This window comes from Desulfobacula sp. (assembly GCF_030611305.1).
GTDB lineage: Bacteria > Desulfobacterota > Desulfobacteria > Desulfobacterales > Desulfobacteraceae > Desulfobacula.
In genome coordinates this window covers 1-16,388 of sequence record NZ_JAUWQB010000028.1, presented here as the reverse complement: position 1 = coordinate 16,388, position 16,388 = coordinate 1, and the positions used below count along the sequence as shown (strand labels likewise).

General features: G+C 39.0%; 14 protein-coding genes, 2 tRNA genes and 1 pseudogene. 12 read left to right on the top strand and 5 right to left on the bottom strand.

The genetic code is table 11. The features are described 5' to 3' along the window. The first annotated feature begins 4 nt into the window (after positions 1-4). The 5 genes from QAI40_RS07460 (at position 5) to QAI40_RS07440 (ending at position 5,515) form a co-directional block, all read left to right on the top strand. Entirely contained in the window at positions 5-781 is a 777-nt protein-coding gene (locus QAI40_RS07460; protein WP_299980347.1) for a glycosyltransferase family 2 protein, read from the top strand. 21 nt (positions 782-802) lie between these two features. After that, positions 803-2,122, top strand: a complete 1,320-nt coding sequence (locus QAI40_RS07455; RefSeq protein ID WP_299980349.1) for a glycosyltransferase — start codon at positions 803-805, stop codon at positions 2,120-2,122. Positions 2,123-2,154: 32 nt separating this feature from the next. Then, on the top strand, positions 2,155-3,036 hold the full coding sequence (locus tag QAI40_RS07450; RefSeq protein ID WP_299980351.1) for a DUF6492 family protein: 882 nt from the start codon (positions 2,155-2,157) through the stop codon (positions 3,034-3,036). 63 nt (positions 3,037-3,099) lie between these two features. Then, on the top strand, positions 3,100-4,377 hold the full coding sequence (locus QAI40_RS07445) for an O-antigen ligase family protein (protein WP_299980353.1): 1,278 nt from the start codon (positions 3,100-3,102) through the stop codon (positions 4,375-4,377). Then, positions 4,355-5,515 carry a glycosyltransferase family 4 protein gene (locus QAI40_RS07440; protein WP_299980355.1) on the top strand — a complete coding sequence of 387 codons (1,161 nt, stop codon included), beginning with the start codon at positions 4,355-4,357 and terminating at the stop codon, positions 5,513-5,515. The genes QAI40_RS07445 and QAI40_RS07440 overlap by 23 nt, the downstream gene beginning before the upstream one ends. 2 nt (positions 5,516-5,517) lie before the next feature. On the opposite strand, the gene kdsB is transcribed toward QAI40_RS07440, so the two are convergent. Genes kdsB through QAI40_RS07425 form a run of 3 tightly spaced genes read right to left on the bottom strand, consistent with a single transcriptional unit; the run spans position 5,518 to position 8,515 of the window. Further along, positions 5,518-6,246 carry a 3-deoxy-manno-octulosonate cytidylyltransferase gene (kdsB, locus tag QAI40_RS07435; RefSeq protein ID WP_299980357.1) on the bottom strand — a complete coding sequence of 243 codons (729 nt, stop codon included), beginning with the start codon at positions 6,244-6,246 and terminating at the stop codon, positions 5,518-5,520. 11 nt (positions 6,247-6,257) lie between these two features. Continuing rightward, positions 6,258-7,325 (bottom strand): iron-containing alcohol dehydrogenase family protein, encoded by a 1,068-nt coding sequence (locus QAI40_RS07430; protein WP_299980359.1) that lies wholly within the window; start codon positions 7,323-7,325, stop codon positions 6,258-6,260. Positions 7,326-7,327: 2 nt separating this feature from the next. Further along, positions 7,328-8,515 (bottom strand): DegT/DnrJ/EryC1/StrS family aminotransferase, encoded by a 1,188-nt coding sequence (locus QAI40_RS07425; RefSeq protein WP_299980361.1) that lies wholly within the window; start codon positions 8,513-8,515, stop codon positions 7,328-7,330. Positions 8,516-8,715: 200 nt separating this feature from the next. On the opposite strand from QAI40_RS07425, the gene QAI40_RS07420 reads away from it, so the two are divergent. Together QAI40_RS07420 and hemW are read left to right on the top strand one after the other, a co-directional pair. After that, positions 8,716-9,882 carry a radical SAM protein gene (locus QAI40_RS07420; protein ID WP_299980363.1) on the top strand — a complete coding sequence of 389 codons (1,167 nt, stop codon included), beginning with the start codon at positions 8,716-8,718 and terminating at the stop codon, positions 9,880-9,882. Then, a complete protein-coding gene (gene hemW / locus QAI40_RS07415; protein ID WP_299980365.1) occupies positions 9,875-11,017 on the top strand; it encodes a radical SAM family heme chaperone HemW in 1,143 nt (380 codons plus the stop codon). The genes QAI40_RS07420 and hemW overlap by 8 nt, the downstream gene beginning before the upstream one ends. Here hemW and selB read toward each other — a convergent pair. Then, on the bottom strand, positions 11,014-12,930 hold the full coding sequence (gene selB, locus QAI40_RS07410; RefSeq protein WP_304511534.1) for a selenocysteine-specific translation elongation factor: 1,917 nt from the start codon (positions 12,928-12,930) through the stop codon (positions 11,014-11,016). The two genes, hemW and selB, sit on opposite strands and share 4 nt — an antisense overlap. Before the next feature lie 20 nt (positions 12,931-12,950). After that, positions 12,951-13,118 carry a hypothetical protein gene (locus QAI40_RS07405; RefSeq protein ID WP_299980367.1) on the bottom strand — a complete coding sequence of 56 codons (168 nt, stop codon included), beginning with the start codon at positions 13,116-13,118 and terminating at the stop codon, positions 12,951-12,953. Between the two features lie 151 nt (positions 13,119-13,269). Here QAI40_RS07405 and QAI40_RS07400 point away from each other — a divergent pair. The 5 genes and pseudogenes from QAI40_RS07400 to QAI40_RS07380 all read left to right on the top strand — a co-directional run. Beyond that, positions 13,270-13,345 (top strand) — tRNA-His (locus tag QAI40_RS07400). Positions 13,346-13,410: 65 nt separating this feature from the next. Then, a tRNA-Arg gene (locus tag QAI40_RS07395) sits at positions 13,411-13,487 on the top strand. A gap of 435 nt (positions 13,488-13,922) precedes the next feature. Beyond that, a complete protein-coding gene (locus QAI40_RS07390; RefSeq protein WP_299980369.1) occupies positions 13,923-14,813 on the top strand; it encodes a tetratricopeptide repeat protein in 891 nt (296 codons plus the stop codon). A gap of 351 nt (positions 14,814-15,164) precedes the next feature. Beyond that, positions 15,165-15,461 carry a hypothetical protein gene (locus QAI40_RS07385; protein WP_304511533.1) on the top strand — a complete coding sequence of 99 codons (297 nt, stop codon included), beginning with the start codon at positions 15,165-15,167 and terminating at the stop codon, positions 15,459-15,461. Positions 15,462-15,469: 8 nt separating this feature from the next. After that, a pseudogene (locus QAI40_RS07380) lies at positions 15,470-16,009 on the top strand (transposase); the annotation flags it as partial. Positions 16,010-16,388 lie beyond the last annotated feature (379 nt).

Genomic DNA, 16,388 nt, shown 5'->3' with positions numbered 1-16,388 from the left:
ATAAATGAGTAAACTATCTGTTTATATTATTGCATATAACGAAGAAGAGAAAATTAAACATGCACTTCAAAGTGTTGACTGGGCAGATGAAATCATTGTCGCCGACTCATTCAGCACGGATGAGACAGCAACTATTGCAGAGGAATCCGGTGCAAAGGTAATCCAGATACCGTTCAACGGGTTTGGAGAGTTGAGAAATAAAGCCATTGAAGCATGCAGTCATGACTGGATATTCAGCCTGGATTCGGATGAGCGATGTACTCAGCTTGCCAAAGAAGAGATACAAAAAATTATTAATTCTAAAGACAGCCTTGATGCCTATTATGTCCCGAGAAGAAATTATTTTATGGGGAAATGGATACGGCATGCAGGGTTTTATCCTGATTACAGGCAGCCCCAGCTATTCAGGAAAGGGGCATTGAAGTTTAAAAATGATGCTGTTCATGAGCGATATGAAGTCATAAGTAACAAAGAATGCGGATATTTGAAATCTTTTATTAATCAAATTCCATTTAAAAATCTTGAAGAGATCATTCACAAGGCTAACAGGTATTCCACCTTAGGAGCTGAAAAATTGATGGAGACAAACAAGAAATCCAGCATGCCAAAAGCTGTTTTGCACGGATTTTGGGCGGCATTCTCCATGTATATTTTAAAACTTGGATTTTTGGATGGATGGCCGGGCTTTATCCTTGCGTTTGGTAATTTTGAGGGAACCTTTTATAAGTATGCAAAGTTTTATTTTAAAAAAGGCAATGGAATTAAAAAAATAAATTTGTGATAAGGGTTTTATACGATATAAATGAAAAATTCCAATGAAAAAAAATGGCTTATCCTTGCCCATTGTTTCAATATGGATGGAAGAGCGGCGAGCCATACCATAACAGATAAAATACCATTTCTGATAAAAAATGGAATAGCACCTGTTGTGATCAGTGCGCCAACAGGCACGAAGGACAAAAAATTTGTTCACTACCAGGTAATTTCCCCCGCACCTTCAGGAATTATATTTGAAATGAGAAAAATAATAGAAAAAAAATTTCAAAAAGGAGTGCTCTCTCAAGTTTTAAAAGCTGCGGTAACCGTTTTATGTTTCCCTTTTTATATTATCGAAAAGATATTTATAAACCTGGACAGTCACTGGTCCTGGTTTATAACCGCCAGTGCAAAAGGCATTTTTGTAATAAAAAAATATAAGCCGCAATTGATTTATTCCACAGCAGGCCCAAGCAGCACTCATCTGGCAGGTTTTATTTTAAAAAAACTTTTTAATATTCCATGGGTTGCAGAGATACATGACCCCCTGATTTCTGAATCTGGAAGTGCAAAAAAAGTATATCAGAGACATGCTTTTCACAGATGGCTGGAAAAAGTAATTTTAGAAAATGCCTGCGCTGTGATATATTTCACGGAAAAAGCTTGTGAAAATGCTAAAAAACGTACCAAAGCCGATAACAATATCCATGTTTTGAGGCCCGGTGCCGATCCGCCCAATGTCTCCAATGTAAAGTATAAAAAAAGAGGAAAAATCCATTTCGGCCATTTTGGTTCCCTGGCTTCTGATAGAAATTTCTATGTTTTCATGGAGGCGCTTTCAGGTATTTTCAGGGAAAAACCTCATTTGAAAAAAAAAGTGGTTCTTGATATTTATGGTACAAAGCTTGATTCTATATCAAAGAACGCCGTAAAAAAATTTTCACTGGAGGATGTGGTTTGTGAACATGGCCGTCTGGAATCTGATCCTTTAACCGGCAAATCAGGACGGCAGCAGGTTTTTGAAAAAATGCATGGATGCGATGTGCTTATTTTAATTCATGGCCAGACAGATACATGCAATGAGTATATCCCTTCAAAACTTTATGAATATCTGCTTACGAAAAGGCCCATTGCAGGGATTGCATCAAAAGATTCTGAACTGGCCTCAATCCTTAATTCTGTGGGACATCCAGTGGTTGATTCTGATAATGTAAAAGGAATTGAAGCAGCACTTAAAAAATTTATTTTTCAATGGGAAAATGATCAATTATTTGAAAATAAGATTAATTCTCCTTTCACTGTGGAGAACACAGTGGACAAACTAATGGAAATAACCAAACCATGTTTTTTAAAACAAGTGTCATAATAGTTGTGTAAAAATAAAAAGGAACAAAGTAAATGAAAGAAATTGTCTTATTTTGTGCATCTTATAATAAAGACATGCACCGTGCTAAAAGGATGGCTCAAAGCGTTCAAAGGTTTAATACTGATAATATTTTGCTATACTTATCTGTTCCTGAAAAAGATTTGTCAATGTTTCAGGAATTTTTTGGAGATATCCCCTGCAATTTTTTAACAGATCAGGAGATATTAAATAAAACTGCAAAAATTTATGGCCCTTTACCAAAATTTTATCCTGGTTATCTATTACAGCAGCTTATCAAACTTGAATTCTGGAGAATGAATTTTTGCCATAATTATGCATGGCTTGATTCTGATTCTTATTTTATCAGACCTTTTGGAATAAAAGATTTTTTTCATGATGCAACCACTCCTTATACAGTCATGAACGAGCCTGAAGAATTGTTTGAGTTTGCAGAAAAATATAATACAAAGGTCAAAGACAATTTTATAAATATGGCAGAAAAATTTAAAAAACTTTTTAATCGTTCAGGTGCAAACTATGATTTTGGATATCCATTACTTATCTGGTCATGCAAAGTACTTAAAAGTCTTTATAAAGAGCATCTTTTGCTTGAAAATAAAACCATATATGAGCTATTATACAACTATCCGTGCGAAATGCAGCTTTACGGAGAATATGTCTTGTACAGCAAAAAAATACCTGTTGTGCCTAGTAAATTGTTTTTTAAATTTTTTCACTATAAAGAACAGTTTTTTGAATCCCAAATGATGGGAGAGTCAGAATATTCTTTGGCAAAAGATTATATGGGAATAGTAATGCAATCAAACTGGACAAAAATTAAAGAAAAGAAAAAAAACGATTTTGCAAGGTTTAAAAGATTTTTAAACCGGATACAACAGGCACTTGCAAATTGATTGGAACAGATACAGATAACATCGTTAATGAAGTGGAAAAGCTGCTTTCGGAAATATTAAGTATTGGATAAACCGCATATAATACAAGAAATTAGAAAAAGGAATGTTTCAGATATTTTTAATAATAAAACAATCGAATTAGACAGCAAGACTGTAACCCGTTTAAAAAAAATAATCAGCTGCTGTCTTATGCTATTCCTTTTTTTGAATATTTTCCCCCGTGTAAATTTTATAAAGGACATATTTTTTTATTTGCCCTTGGCCATAACTTTGTTTTTGATCTATTTGAAAAAATTAGATTTTTCAATAAAGTCTCCATTGTTGCTGCCTATAATCATGTTTACTGTATGGGCCTTTTTAATTTCTATCTTTGCTCATAATGTTTTTGAAAGCTTTCATTCCTTTTATTCTCATTTGGTCAGATATATTATTTTTTATTGTCTGTTTATAAATTTTTTAGACACTAAATCCAAAATAATTACTCTTTCCTGGGTTATAGTATTATCTACAATAATATTTTTTGCAGGTGCTTTAATCTATTATTATATTACCTTACAAAATCCATTATCTTCAAGATTTGGCTTTTCATATTTCTCTATAAATATAATAAGTTTTGGAACGATATTTTCAATTCTCTTATCTTTTCAATTGTTATCCACAGAACAGTTTTTCTTCCGGAAATCAATCTTAATAACTGGTATCATTTTACTTGTGGCGGCTACACTATTGACTCAATCACGAGGCGCTTTTATTTCTTTGGTTATTTCGACATTGATTATTCTGGCCAGAAATAAATTTTTTTTGATATCTTTCATTGTTATATTGGTAGCCTTAACATCCATATTGCCTGGGAAAAATAGAATTTCTCCAGACAAAATCTTCGATGATAACGCAAGGATTGGAATTTTATATTATTCATTAGAAATAGTAAAAGATTATCCAGTAATGGGAACGGGTTTTTCCATAGACGTTTTTAAAAATAAAAAAATTATGAATCAGGAAAAATATTGGGAAAATATTCCGGAACAATATAGAAGCGTAAATTTTATTTTACCGCACAGTATGCCTTTAAGTCTGCTTGTTAGAACAGGAATTATAGGTCTGATATTATTTTCATTTATTTTCATTACACTTTTTAGAATGTGTTTTAAAATAATCCAGTCAGGTAAAAATGAGTTCCTGAAAGGTTGGGGGTGGTGTCTTGTCGCAACTTTGGTAATGTTTATAATAAGTGGTCTTTTTGAACCTGTTTTTATACACTCTCTTGATACAATATTTTATACCATATGTGCCATGATCACAATAATATGGAAGATTAATGAAAAAGCAGACAGTTCTTGAAAAGCATAATAATTATAAGCTCAATATTGCCCTTGTAATAAAAAATTTTGTGGCAACAGGCGGAGCTGAGAGATATGCGGTTGAGGTAGCCCGGCGAATCCTGAAAAAAGGCCACAGAATAGACCTTTATGCCAAAAATATCGACAAAAGCCTTACAAAAGGAATGAATGTTTTTAAAGTTCCTGATAGGCTGAAATTCTCCAGCGCCCTGTCTTTATATTCATTTTCCAAAGATGTTTCAAAACTTTTGGCAGACAAAAAATATGACGTGATCCATTCCCATGATAAAGGGTGTGAAGGACATGTTTCCACATTGCACACGTTTTCATATAAAAAAGGGATGGAAAAGATGTCCCTTATTAAAAAATTAAATGAATTCGGACTTTCCCCCAGAGCGTGGCTGTATATCCACATGGAAAAAAAGCAGGCAAACTTACATATGCTGGCGGCTGTATCCGAGATCATAAAAAATGATGTCAAAACGTATTATAAAAGAACAAATGATGTGTTTGTAATTACACCTGGTGTGGATATTGAAAAATTCAGCCCGCAAAGAATTGCAGTTGAGCGTTCTCATGCAAGGGAGAGTGAAAATCTTAAACCTGATGACATTGCTGTGTTATTTGTGGGCTCTGAGTTCAGAAGAAAAGGACTGGATCGTCTCATCCCTGCAATAGGTGATAATATGAAGCTTTTTGTGGTCGGGCGGCAAGAGCATATGGGGCATTACAGGCATCTTGTAAAACAGTATAACCTGTCAGACAGAATTTGTTTTACCGGATTAACAGACAATATTATAAAATATTACGCATTATCCGATATAGTTGTTTTGCCGTCAATTTCAGAGGCTTTCGGGATGACTATACTTGAAGGTATGGCATGCGGCCTTCCAGTGGTAACCAGCAGTTCAACCGGGTGCTCTTTTCTTATAGATACAGGTAAAAATGGTTTTGTTTTTCAAAATCAAAGAGAGCTGGCAGGTATTTTAAATACGCTGAAAGATAAGGATATCAGAAAGCGGATAGGAAATCAGGCCGGAGAAACAGCCCAGAAACATACATGGGATAAAACAGCCCGGCATTATGAAGAGCTTTATTATCATATCGCCAATGCAAACCTGCCTCAAAAATCAAGTTAACGTTACAAAAGTTTTGCTTCAATCCTTTTGATATCTTCGGGCAGATCAATTTCAGGGGAATCGTATTCTGTGATAACCACCTTGATCCGGTAGCCGAATTCCAGCACCCTTAATTGTTCAAGTTTTTCAATATGCTCACAGGTTCCTGTGGGAAGTGCAACCAGTTCGTCCAGAAAGCTTTTTTTATAGGCATAAAAACCCAAGTGCTTGTAAAAAACCGCCTTTGTCTCTTTGTCCCTGGGGTAGGGGATCTGGGCCCTTGAAAAATACAGGGCAAATCCATTGTGATCAAAGGTGACTTTTACATCTTTGGGATCGGTAATTTCCCTTTCATCTTTTATCTTGAATGCAAGGGTGGACATGACAAGGTCAGGATCATCGCTAAAGGGTGAAATCATTTCATCAATGGTCAAGGGATTAAACACGGGCTGGTCTCCCTGGATATTGACAATGATCTCATCCGGCCCAAGGTTTAACATATCAGCCGTCTGGGCCACCCGGTCCGTTCCGGAACGGCAGTCATCAGATGTCATCACGGCATGGCCGCCAAATGCTTCAACCGCATTGAATATCCGTTCGTCATCCGTTGCCACGATTGTTTTTGAAACAGCCAAAGATTTTTGCGCCTGCTCATATACCCGCTGTATCATGGATTTACCGGCAACAAGTGCTAATGGTTTGCCTTCAAACCTGCTGGATCCGTATCTGGATGGTATTATTGCAATTGTCATGGCATTTTCTTTTACATTTTCAGGAATAAGGATTTTGCCTTATCCCTTGTCATGATATTTTTCCAGTCTTTACCCAGACAGTTTTCCCATAAGGGTTCAAGGCCAAGGGCAACAGTGATCATTTTTTCAATCTGTTCTGGTTCAAGATTTTTAACAAGGTCTCTCGGCAGTTTGATTTTGGCTTTTTCCATCATGATTCGAAACTCTTTGACCCCTTCAGGATAAAATTCATCCAGATAATCAAATACGATGCAGCAGCCGATCCCATGATGGGTACCCAGTACATAGGAAAGCCCGTAGGAGAGGGCATGACAGGCGCCAACCTGGGAATAGGCAATGCTCATGCCGCCGAAAAATGAGGCCATCATGAGCTTGTCGTCTTTATCCGGGTGGTCGTCTATAAAAACCTGGCGGCAAAGATCCAGGGCCTTTTCGCCATAGGCTTTGGAGAACTCATTCAGATAGGTGCCTTCAAGGGATTCAATACAATGAATATAGCAGTCCATGCCGGTATAAAAGTGCTGGTCCTTTGGAATATTTTTTATCAGCTCGGGATCGAGAATCACCTGGTCAAACACAGTGTAGTCGGAGTTAAGGCCGAGTTTTTTTTCAGGGCCTGTCAGCACAGCTGTCCGTGATACTTCAGCACCGGTTCCCGAAAGGGTGGGCACTGCCATGTGGCAGACAGCAGGATTCTTAATTAGGTCCCATCCCTGGTAAAGGGTGGAAGACCCAACATTTGTCAGCATAAGGGATATGGATTTGGCAAGATCCATGCTGCTGCCACCGCCGATACCGATGACGGCACAGGGTAGTGTTGAACGAAATGCTTTTACTTTAAGGGTCAGTTCATCCACATATCCGGTTTTAGGCTCATCATCCACGTTGACCCATAAGAGCATGTCCTTGTCATGCAAAGGAATCTTTTTTTCCAGGGCCTTCCCCTTGAATACATCATCTGTGACAAATACAACCCAGGCGTCGTCATTCTCCCGTTGCTTGTCTATAATGTCGTCAAGCTGTGCAAAGCAGCCTCTTCCAAATATAATATTGGGAACCAGCTTAAAATTTCTAAACATGTTTATCCTTTAAATGATTTCATTATGGCCTGAATTCTGTTTTCAACATCTTCTTTTGTCCATGACAGCATGATCTGCATGGATAGGGTTCTTTTCATGATATTGTCAGATTCTTCAAGCACAAGATTTTTATAGTCCGGCAGATTGCCTGTAAGCTCAAAGGCAAGCTTGGCAGAGCGTTTCATCTCTTTCAGGTGATGCCATTTTTTGTAATAATGCCAGTTGTTATCATACCAGTACGGGCATCCCACGCCGTTGTCAGCAAGATTTTTAGCGATCTGCCTTGCCCGATCTTCCGTTGGCAGGAAAAAACTCAAAAAGGTAGCTGAATCTCCCTTTGTATCAGGGATATACCTGAAACTGACATCCGGCAGATCTGCCATGGCATCTTTAATAGCAAATTTGTTTTTTCTCTGGGTATCCAGGATCCGGTCCAGTTTGTTCAACTGGGCAAGGCCCACTGCTGCGTTGAGTTCACTGATCCTGTAATTGGTTCCTATAATGGGATGATCATCCGCCCCCCGGTCAGGGCCGCCCAGGTGATCATGTCCGTGATCAGCATACTGGTCGGCTTTTTGATATACTTCTTTGCTGTTCGTAATAATGCCGCCGCCTTCGCCACAGGTCACGGTTTTGACGGCGTCAAAGGAAAAGCATCCGGCAAGCCCGAAGGTTCCAAGGGCTTTCCCCTGATAGGCGGCACCTATGGACTGGCAGGCATCTTCAAGAAGAATCAGTCCTTTTTTGTCACAAACATTTTTAATCTCATCAATTCTCGCCATGGAGCCGCACATATGAACCGGAACCACAGCCCTGGTTTTTGAAGTGATCACATCTTCAAGTCTGTCGGGATTCAGGCAGAGAGTCTCATCAATTTCTGAGAAAACAGGAATGGCCCCGGCATTGATTATGGCCTCAAATGTAGCAACAAACGTAAAGCCGGGAATAATGACTTCATCCCCGGCACCAATACCGCAGGCAGCCAGGGCCGTGCAGAGAGCTGCTGTTCCGCTGGAACACAAATGGCTGTAATTACTATCGGTAATTTTACAAAGTTTTTTTTCAAACTCAAGGGCCTTGAAATGCCCGTTCCTGGCTCCTTCAAACCCGTATCGGAAAAGAACTCCGGTTTCAAGAACATCGGTCACTTCTTTTCTTTCTTCATCACCAAATATTTCAAAACCCGGCATGGCCTCCTCCTTAATATAGCAAATTGATATTTTTTTATGAGTCATGGATAAGTATCACAATAGACAACCAAGTTTCAAGATCTGCCCAAATAAATTGACTTTAAGTATTCCAATGCTTATATAATTTTGATCACACGGTGATGAGATTGAGCCGAAAAATTATTAATTTTGATTGAGAAAAATGCAGGTAAGTTTATTCCATGGAAAAGAAAAAGAAAAAAACAGATATTTACAAAGGGTTTGAGCAGGGTCCCATTCGTCCACCCAGTGAAGCAAGCAGCCTGTTAATTCGGCTGACGCGAAATTGTCCCTGGAACCAGTGTACCTTTTGCAGGGTGTATAAAAAAAGGCAGTTCTCTTTAAGATCTGTTGGAAATGTCATCAAAGATATTGATGTTCTGCAAGGCTATATTGAAAGAATCCAGCAGATTGTCAAGCCGGGCGGATATGCTGACAGTAAAGTCATTACCACCCTTTACAATAGTTTTGAAGAAAAAGACCAGATGGCTCTTAGTGCTGCTATGAACTGGTATGCATCGGGCATGAAATCCATTTTTTTACAGGATGCCAACTCATTGATTATGAAACCCGATGACCTGGTGTTTGTGCTTGAACATATAAAAAAATGTTTTCCAGACGTTGACAGGATTACCTCATACGCAAGAAGCCATACCATTGTCCGTATCAAGCAGAATGATTTGCAGCGGATTGCCGATGCAGGATTAAATCGTATTCATGTGGGCATGGAATCCGGATCGGACATTGTATTAAAGAAAATCAGAAAAGGGGCCACCAAAGCAAGTCATATCAAGGCGGGGTTAAAGGTAAAACAGGCCCGAATGGAGCTGTCGGAATATGTCATGCCCGGCCTTGGCGGCATGGATTATTCCATAGAGCATGCCATGGAAACTGCTTTGGCACTCAACAGCATTAATCCGGATTTTATCAGGATCAGGACCCTGGCGGTAACAAACGGAACCGTCCTTTCTGAAGAAACTAAAAAAGGGGAGTTTCAAAAGCCGAATGATGCCATGATGGCCAAAGAGTTAAGGCTGTTTATCGAAAGCCTTGACGGGATCAATTCCTATATCAAAAGTGATCATATCCTGAACCTGTTTGAGACCATTGATGGAAAAATGCCGGAAGACAAAGAGAAAATGATTGGTATTATTGATCGATTTTTCGACCTTGAACCGGAAAAAAGGATTTTATACCAGATCGGCAGACGGATGGGATTTTTCCGGGGACCCGATGATATGGATGACAGTCCCCATCTTGAAAGGGTAAAGCAGACCTGTGATCTTTACGGGGTGACGCCTGAAAATGTAGATTTTGTTATTGATGATCTGATGAAGCGTTTTGTCTGATCAAAAGTCTATTTATATCCACGTTCCGTTTTGTGTTAAAAAATGTGTCTATTGTGATTTTTATTCAAGGACCAATCTTTCTTTGATTCCTGCTTACGTTCAATCCCTTCTAAAAGAGATTGAAAAACGATCCGGTTTAAAGGAGAAAATTGACACCATATACTTTGGTGGCGGAACCCCCTCTCTTCTTTCCATTAAAGATGTTGAAAACCTTTTACAGGCCATTGGAGAGAATTTTTCTGTGTTTCGGGATGTCGAAATCACACTTGAAGTTAACCCGGGAACGATTGATTTTGACTACCTGAGCCAATTAAAAAGAGCCGGAATCAACAGGCTCAGTATCGGTGCCCAGTCATTTAATGATGACAAACTCAAGTTTTTGAAAAGAATTCATACCGCAGAACAGGCAATCAACGCTATTGATGATGCCGGCAAGGCAGGATTTGACAATATCAGCATGGATTTAATCTACGGGCTTCCCTTTGAAACACAAAACATATGGCTGGAAGATTTAAAAAAGGCACTTAAGATGATGCCGCCCCACCTGTCCTGTTATATGCTCACCATTGAGCCTGGAACCCCCCTTGATGAAAAATTAAAAAAAGGATTGTTCGATCCCCTTGGCAGTACGGCCATATCAACGCTGTTTAAAAAAACCTCCCAATTTTTAAGCAATAATAAATATGAGCATTATGAGATTTCCAATTTTTCAAAGGGTAGGAGAAACCGGTCAAAGCACAACTCAAAATATTGGGAGATGACGTCGTATTACGGGTTCGGGGCTGCTGCCCACTCCTATGACGGGAAAACAAGGTGCTGGAACCACAAGAGTATTGACACATATATAAAAGATATTGATTCGGGCAGACGACCTGTTGAAGACCGGGAAACTTTGACCCGTGAACAGAAAATGATGGAGATGATCATGCTCAGGCTTCGCACTCTTGAGGGTCTGGATGTTGAAAAATTTCAAACCCTGTTTCGCGTATCCTTTAAAGAACAATTTAGAGATATCCTGAAGCCTGTACTTGACGGATCATTGGGCCGGTTTAAGGGACACAGGTTTGGACTCACTTTGGAAGGCAAAGTTCGCCTGAACAATATTGTTGAAGCGTTTGCCGAAAAAATCCTTTAGATTTTTCGTCGCAGCTGCCGTGTGTCTCCCACACGGATCGTCAGGTTTGTGGAATCAAAGTATTCAATTAAGGGGATGACATATTTTCTCGATACTCCGGTCATGTCTTTAAATTCAGGAGTGGTGATGGATTCATTCTCTTTCAGGAATGCAATCAGCTTTTGTTCAAGTTTTTCGATTTCCCTTGAATCAAAGTAAAGGTCATCCTTTGTTTTAACAATGGCTTTTTCATCAATCAGCATATGGAGAACATCTGTTGCATTTTTTTTATCAATGTCAAGATCCTGGCAGATGGTTCTGAAAAACGGTGGTGTCAATCCCGATGCCTGATAGATTTTTTTGATTTTTTCTTTGACATCCTGCTGATCAACCTGAAGCGCCACTTCATGGGTAGACAACTTTGCAATATTTTTATCCAGAACTATGAGTTTTTCCCTGGACAGTTTTGTAAAAAGAATATTAAAAAACTTTGTGCTATCGATATACTGAAACTTGGATTTAAGTTCCTGGGTCGGCATGCCCTCCTTTAAAGGGTTGTCTGCGTGGTAGACTTCAAGTTTTTGGATAAGTTTTTCTTTGAAATCGTTAAAAAAGGAGCCATTAACATAAATCTGCTTTTCTTTATCGATCTGGATAACCTGTTGTTTGGCAAGCAGTTTCTGCAAACCTGCGCTTAATTTTTTATCCGGGATATTGGTCATAACCCGCAACTGGGAAAAGGACAGCCCCTGGTATCCTTTTAAAGAAAGAAAGAAGGATATGGTTTGATCATTATCATTCAGTAACAGGTTCTCCAGCCCCTGGATGACAGTCGCATCAAACAGTTTGTGCTTTTGGGAGGCTGGATTTAATATGGTGCCGCCGCCAATTGTTTTTACGGGTGAATAGCTTCGAATTACGTACCTGTCATCCTTGATACAACAGACAGGGGACTCAAGCCGGAACTGAACCGGAGCGTCGTCTCCGGGCAGCAGCTCTTCCCTGTCAAGCAGTATCAGATATCCGAGTATCTCACTGGTTCCTGAATGAAATCTTACTCTGGTTCTGTTTTTTGCAGGTTTTGAATTGCTTTTTAAATAAAGGAAATGGGCATCCACCATATAGCTTTCAATCAAGGTATCAGGAGTAGACAGGACATCTCCACGGCTGACGGATTCTTTATCAAGCCCCTGAAAATTAATGGCTGTTCGGGTGCCGGGACCTGCCGTATCAACACTTGAGCTGTGAACCTGAATCCCCCTGACTTTGGAGATAATCCGTTTGGGATAGACCATGATATCATCCCCGACATTGATACTGCCGGAAGTCAGGGTTCCGGTAATCACCGTGCCAAATCCTTTCATTGAAAAGACACGGTCCACGGGCAGCCTGAAAATGGAGGAAAATTTTCTTTCAGGAAGGGTGCTGCAGATGGTTTCAAGGGTTTTGATAAATTCATCAAGCCCTTCATTTGTGACAGATGAAACAGGACAAATTGGCTTGTCTTCAAGAAAAGTACCCTGCACAAAATCATTGATATCCTCAAGGGCAAGCTCTAAAAGATCTTCATCCACCATGTCTATTTTGGTCAAGGCAATCATTCCATGCTCAATCCCCATGAGGTTGCAGATTTCCATATGCTCCCTTGTCTGGGGCATGACGCCCTCATCGGCCGCAATCACCATTGTGACCACATCAATTCCACTGGAACCGGCCACCATATTTTTTACAAATTTTTCATGGCCCGGCATATCCACGATGCCGATATGCTGCCCATTGGGAAGATCAAGTAATGCAAATCCCAGTTCAATGGTAATGCCCCGTTCTTTTTCCTCTTTCAGCCGGTCTGTTTCAATTCCTGTCAGCGCTTTGACAAGACTTGTCTTGCCATGGTCGATGTGTCCTGCAGTTCCTAAAATGATATTTTTTTCCAATGGGTACAAATCCTAAGTTTTTATTTCTTTTTTTTGAAAAGCGCCATGCCATAAGCCAGAGCGACTAAAATAAGTCCTGTGACAACGCCATGGTAAACACCCCATTCCGGCCTGAACAGCCGGATAAGGAAGATACCGAATACAAGACCTAGAATAAGCCTGACAACAAATATTAAAAAAGCATTCATAAACAAAATTCCTTTAATAAAATATTTATACGCAAGAATAATAGTCAAACGATACTTCAAGGTCAATGTAAAATATGGTTCTGAATCCGGCCGCATCAAAAAGGTGTTGAAAAATTGATCAAGTTCTGATAATTAAGATAAGTTTTTTGCGGTGGGTGTAGCTCAGCTGGTAGAGCACTAGGTTGTGGTCCTGGGGGTCGCGGGTTCAAGCCCCGTCACTCACCCCATTTTTTTCTAAAAGTTGTAAAAAGATTTATCATTGTGTTATCTAATATCGACTTCACAAACCTGTGCGCCCGTAGCTCAGCTGGATAGAGCGCTGGACTTCGAATCCATAGGCCGCCCGTTCGAATCGGGCCGGGCGTACCACTGATAGTTTTTAAATAAATTTTTTCCAACCGTATTTCCAACCTCCAGATGGAATCTCGACGATAGGATCAATCAAACCCTATCTGGAATGCCGTATAAAATTTTGGAGATTGAAATGTTTTTGATTTTAATGATAGCAGCCGGGTGATTTTTTTTATCTACATATTTTAGTAAGAACGTGCCATCTTTGTTACAGTAAGTCTCCAATAAAAAACATTCCGGCATATCCTTCCTGATTAAATTATATTTCCACAAAAGTTGATTTGTTGAAATGCCTTTACATGCACAAAAATTGTTGATATGAAATTCTTGAACTATATTTTATATTAATCTGGTCGCATACAGAGCTGGCGAGAATAACTGCTATTAGTTTTCCCGGCCCTTCCAAAAATAAATAATAAGGGAAAGGTTATCGGTTCAGGAATCGGCTTTTTTATGACTAGAGGATGTTTTTTAGTTCTTAAATATGGAAGAATAAAATATATGAAAAAAATCTTAATTCTTACCTTGTTGATTCTATGTTGTACCAGTCCTGTTTTCGGTGGTGAATTTGAAGATACTTTAAAAAAAGCTGAGCAGGGACATGCTAAGGCTCAGTATAATCTTGGGTGGATGTATGATAATGGCCAAGGAGTACCGCAGGATTACAAACAGGCTGTATACTGGTATACTAAAGCAGCAGCACAAGGAGATGCTCTTTCTCAATTTAATCTTGGGAATATGTATTATAATGGCCAAGGAGTACCGCAGGATTACAAACAGGCTGTATACTGGTTCAAGAAAGCAGCTGAGCAGGGATATGCTAAGGCTCAGTATAATCTTGGGTGGATGTATTATAATAGCGAAGGAGTACTACAGGATTACAAGCAGGCTGTAGAATGGTGGAAAAAAGCAGCTGAGCAGGGATATGCTACGACTCAGTATAATCTTGGGTGGATGTATTATAATGGCGAAGGAGTACCACAAGATTACAAACAGGCTGTATACTGGTATACTAAAGCAGCAGCACAAGGAGATGCTCTTTCTCAATTTAATCTTGGGAATATGTATTATAATGGCGAAGGAGTCACTCAAAATTATAAACTTGCTTATGTTTGGTCAAGCTTAGCAGCATCACAAGGGGAAAAAACATCTATAGAGCTGAGGGATATTATCGCTGAATCTTTAACACCTCAACAATTATCTGAAGCCCAGGGCCTTGCAGCAAAAATACAGTATCAAATAGACCATCCAACAGAAACAAAAAAAAGTAATCATTCAAAGAGTAAATCCGATGTTGTAGACAGGGTTAAAAAGAGTACGGTGATGGTTTTAAGTTATAAATAAAGGATCAATACCCCTCTGATTCCTGTTTCAAAACAACCATGCTTATTTACTCAGGACATTACATATTTTTATTTCAGCAAGGGTATTATCCATTCCATTTAACCAGGGGATGATCAGCGTCAGCTATAATACCTGCGCAGGAAAAAAATATTTGTCGTTGATCAACCTTAATGAAATATTTGTTCATTTGATTGCGATTAGCCAAATAATAGATATTTCTTTACGGACTTCAGAAATATTGATACGATATTTTGATTCAGATTTCTTTTAATTTACATAGTCAGACATACCCCATATTTTAATGATATGCGGCTAATTGCTCAATTACTTGTTAAATGATCATTAAAACCAATGATGGAAAAAAAATCAAAAAAACCAATGATAGGAAATGAACCAAATGATAGTGCGCCTATTCGTATACCGCCACCGCTATATTTCTTCGCATGTTTAGGAATTGGTCTTTTGTTGGAATACCTTTCCCCCATTCGTCTGGTCAGTATTTCATTAATCCCTCGGGTTGTTGTCGGCGGAATATTTATACTTATTTCCATCTATTTTGCATTGAGTGGATTTGTTGTTCTGATCAAGAATAGGACTCCATTTGATACTGCAAAATCTACCATTAAGATAGTGCAAGGGGGTCCGTAAATGAAATGCTCGAAGATTTGCCCAAGGCTTGTGATGTGGGAACCAAAATGAACAGCAAGGGCTATAAAAAATCCTGGGCCGGATATAAATTACATATTGATGCGGCAGACGGCCATATCCCCATTAGCTGTGTTTTGACATCAGCCTCGGTGCACGATAGTCAGGTCGCACTTCCCTTGGCCGAACTGACCAATCAGCAGGTAAGCAATCTATATGATTTAATGGATTCAGCATATGATTCACCAATTATAAAGCAACATAGCCGGTCTCTGGGACACGTTCCAATAATAGACATGAATCCCCGTGGCAATAAAGAAAGGAAACAAGAACTCAAAGCCGAAGCCAAACGCTGTAAATTTTTAAATTTTAAAAACCCGACGGATGTCCGATACAATGAAAGATCCAATGTAGAAAGGGTCAATGGCCGATTAAAAGATGAATTTGGAGGAAAGATGATTAGGGTTCGCGGTCATGCTAAAGTCATGACCCATCTTATGTTTGGCATAATAGTATTAACAGCGGATCAGCTTATACGGTTTGTCACTTAGGCTTGAAATTTATCGAAACAATACAAATCACAAGAATGGCAAGAATGGGTGCTGAGGGATAACTATGTCTTAAAATCCATATTTTAACATTTTTATGGCAAAAAAAGCCTAAATGATAAGAACGTGGGCCCTTTATAAACTATTCGAAGTGAATTTTCGTTTTATCTGCAAGAGGCTCTTATTGCTACAAATAAAGATAGTCTATGGATTTGATATTTTTCATTCCACTATAATACTGCCCCAATTCACCATCAAAAAAAATAAAAAACCCCGTTGCGCTTGATGGCTCAAGCAGATAGAATATTTGTGCAACCAAAAAACTATCATCAACGGGGTGAAATAAATATGACACAAGGCGTGCTACCATTCAAGTATGAAC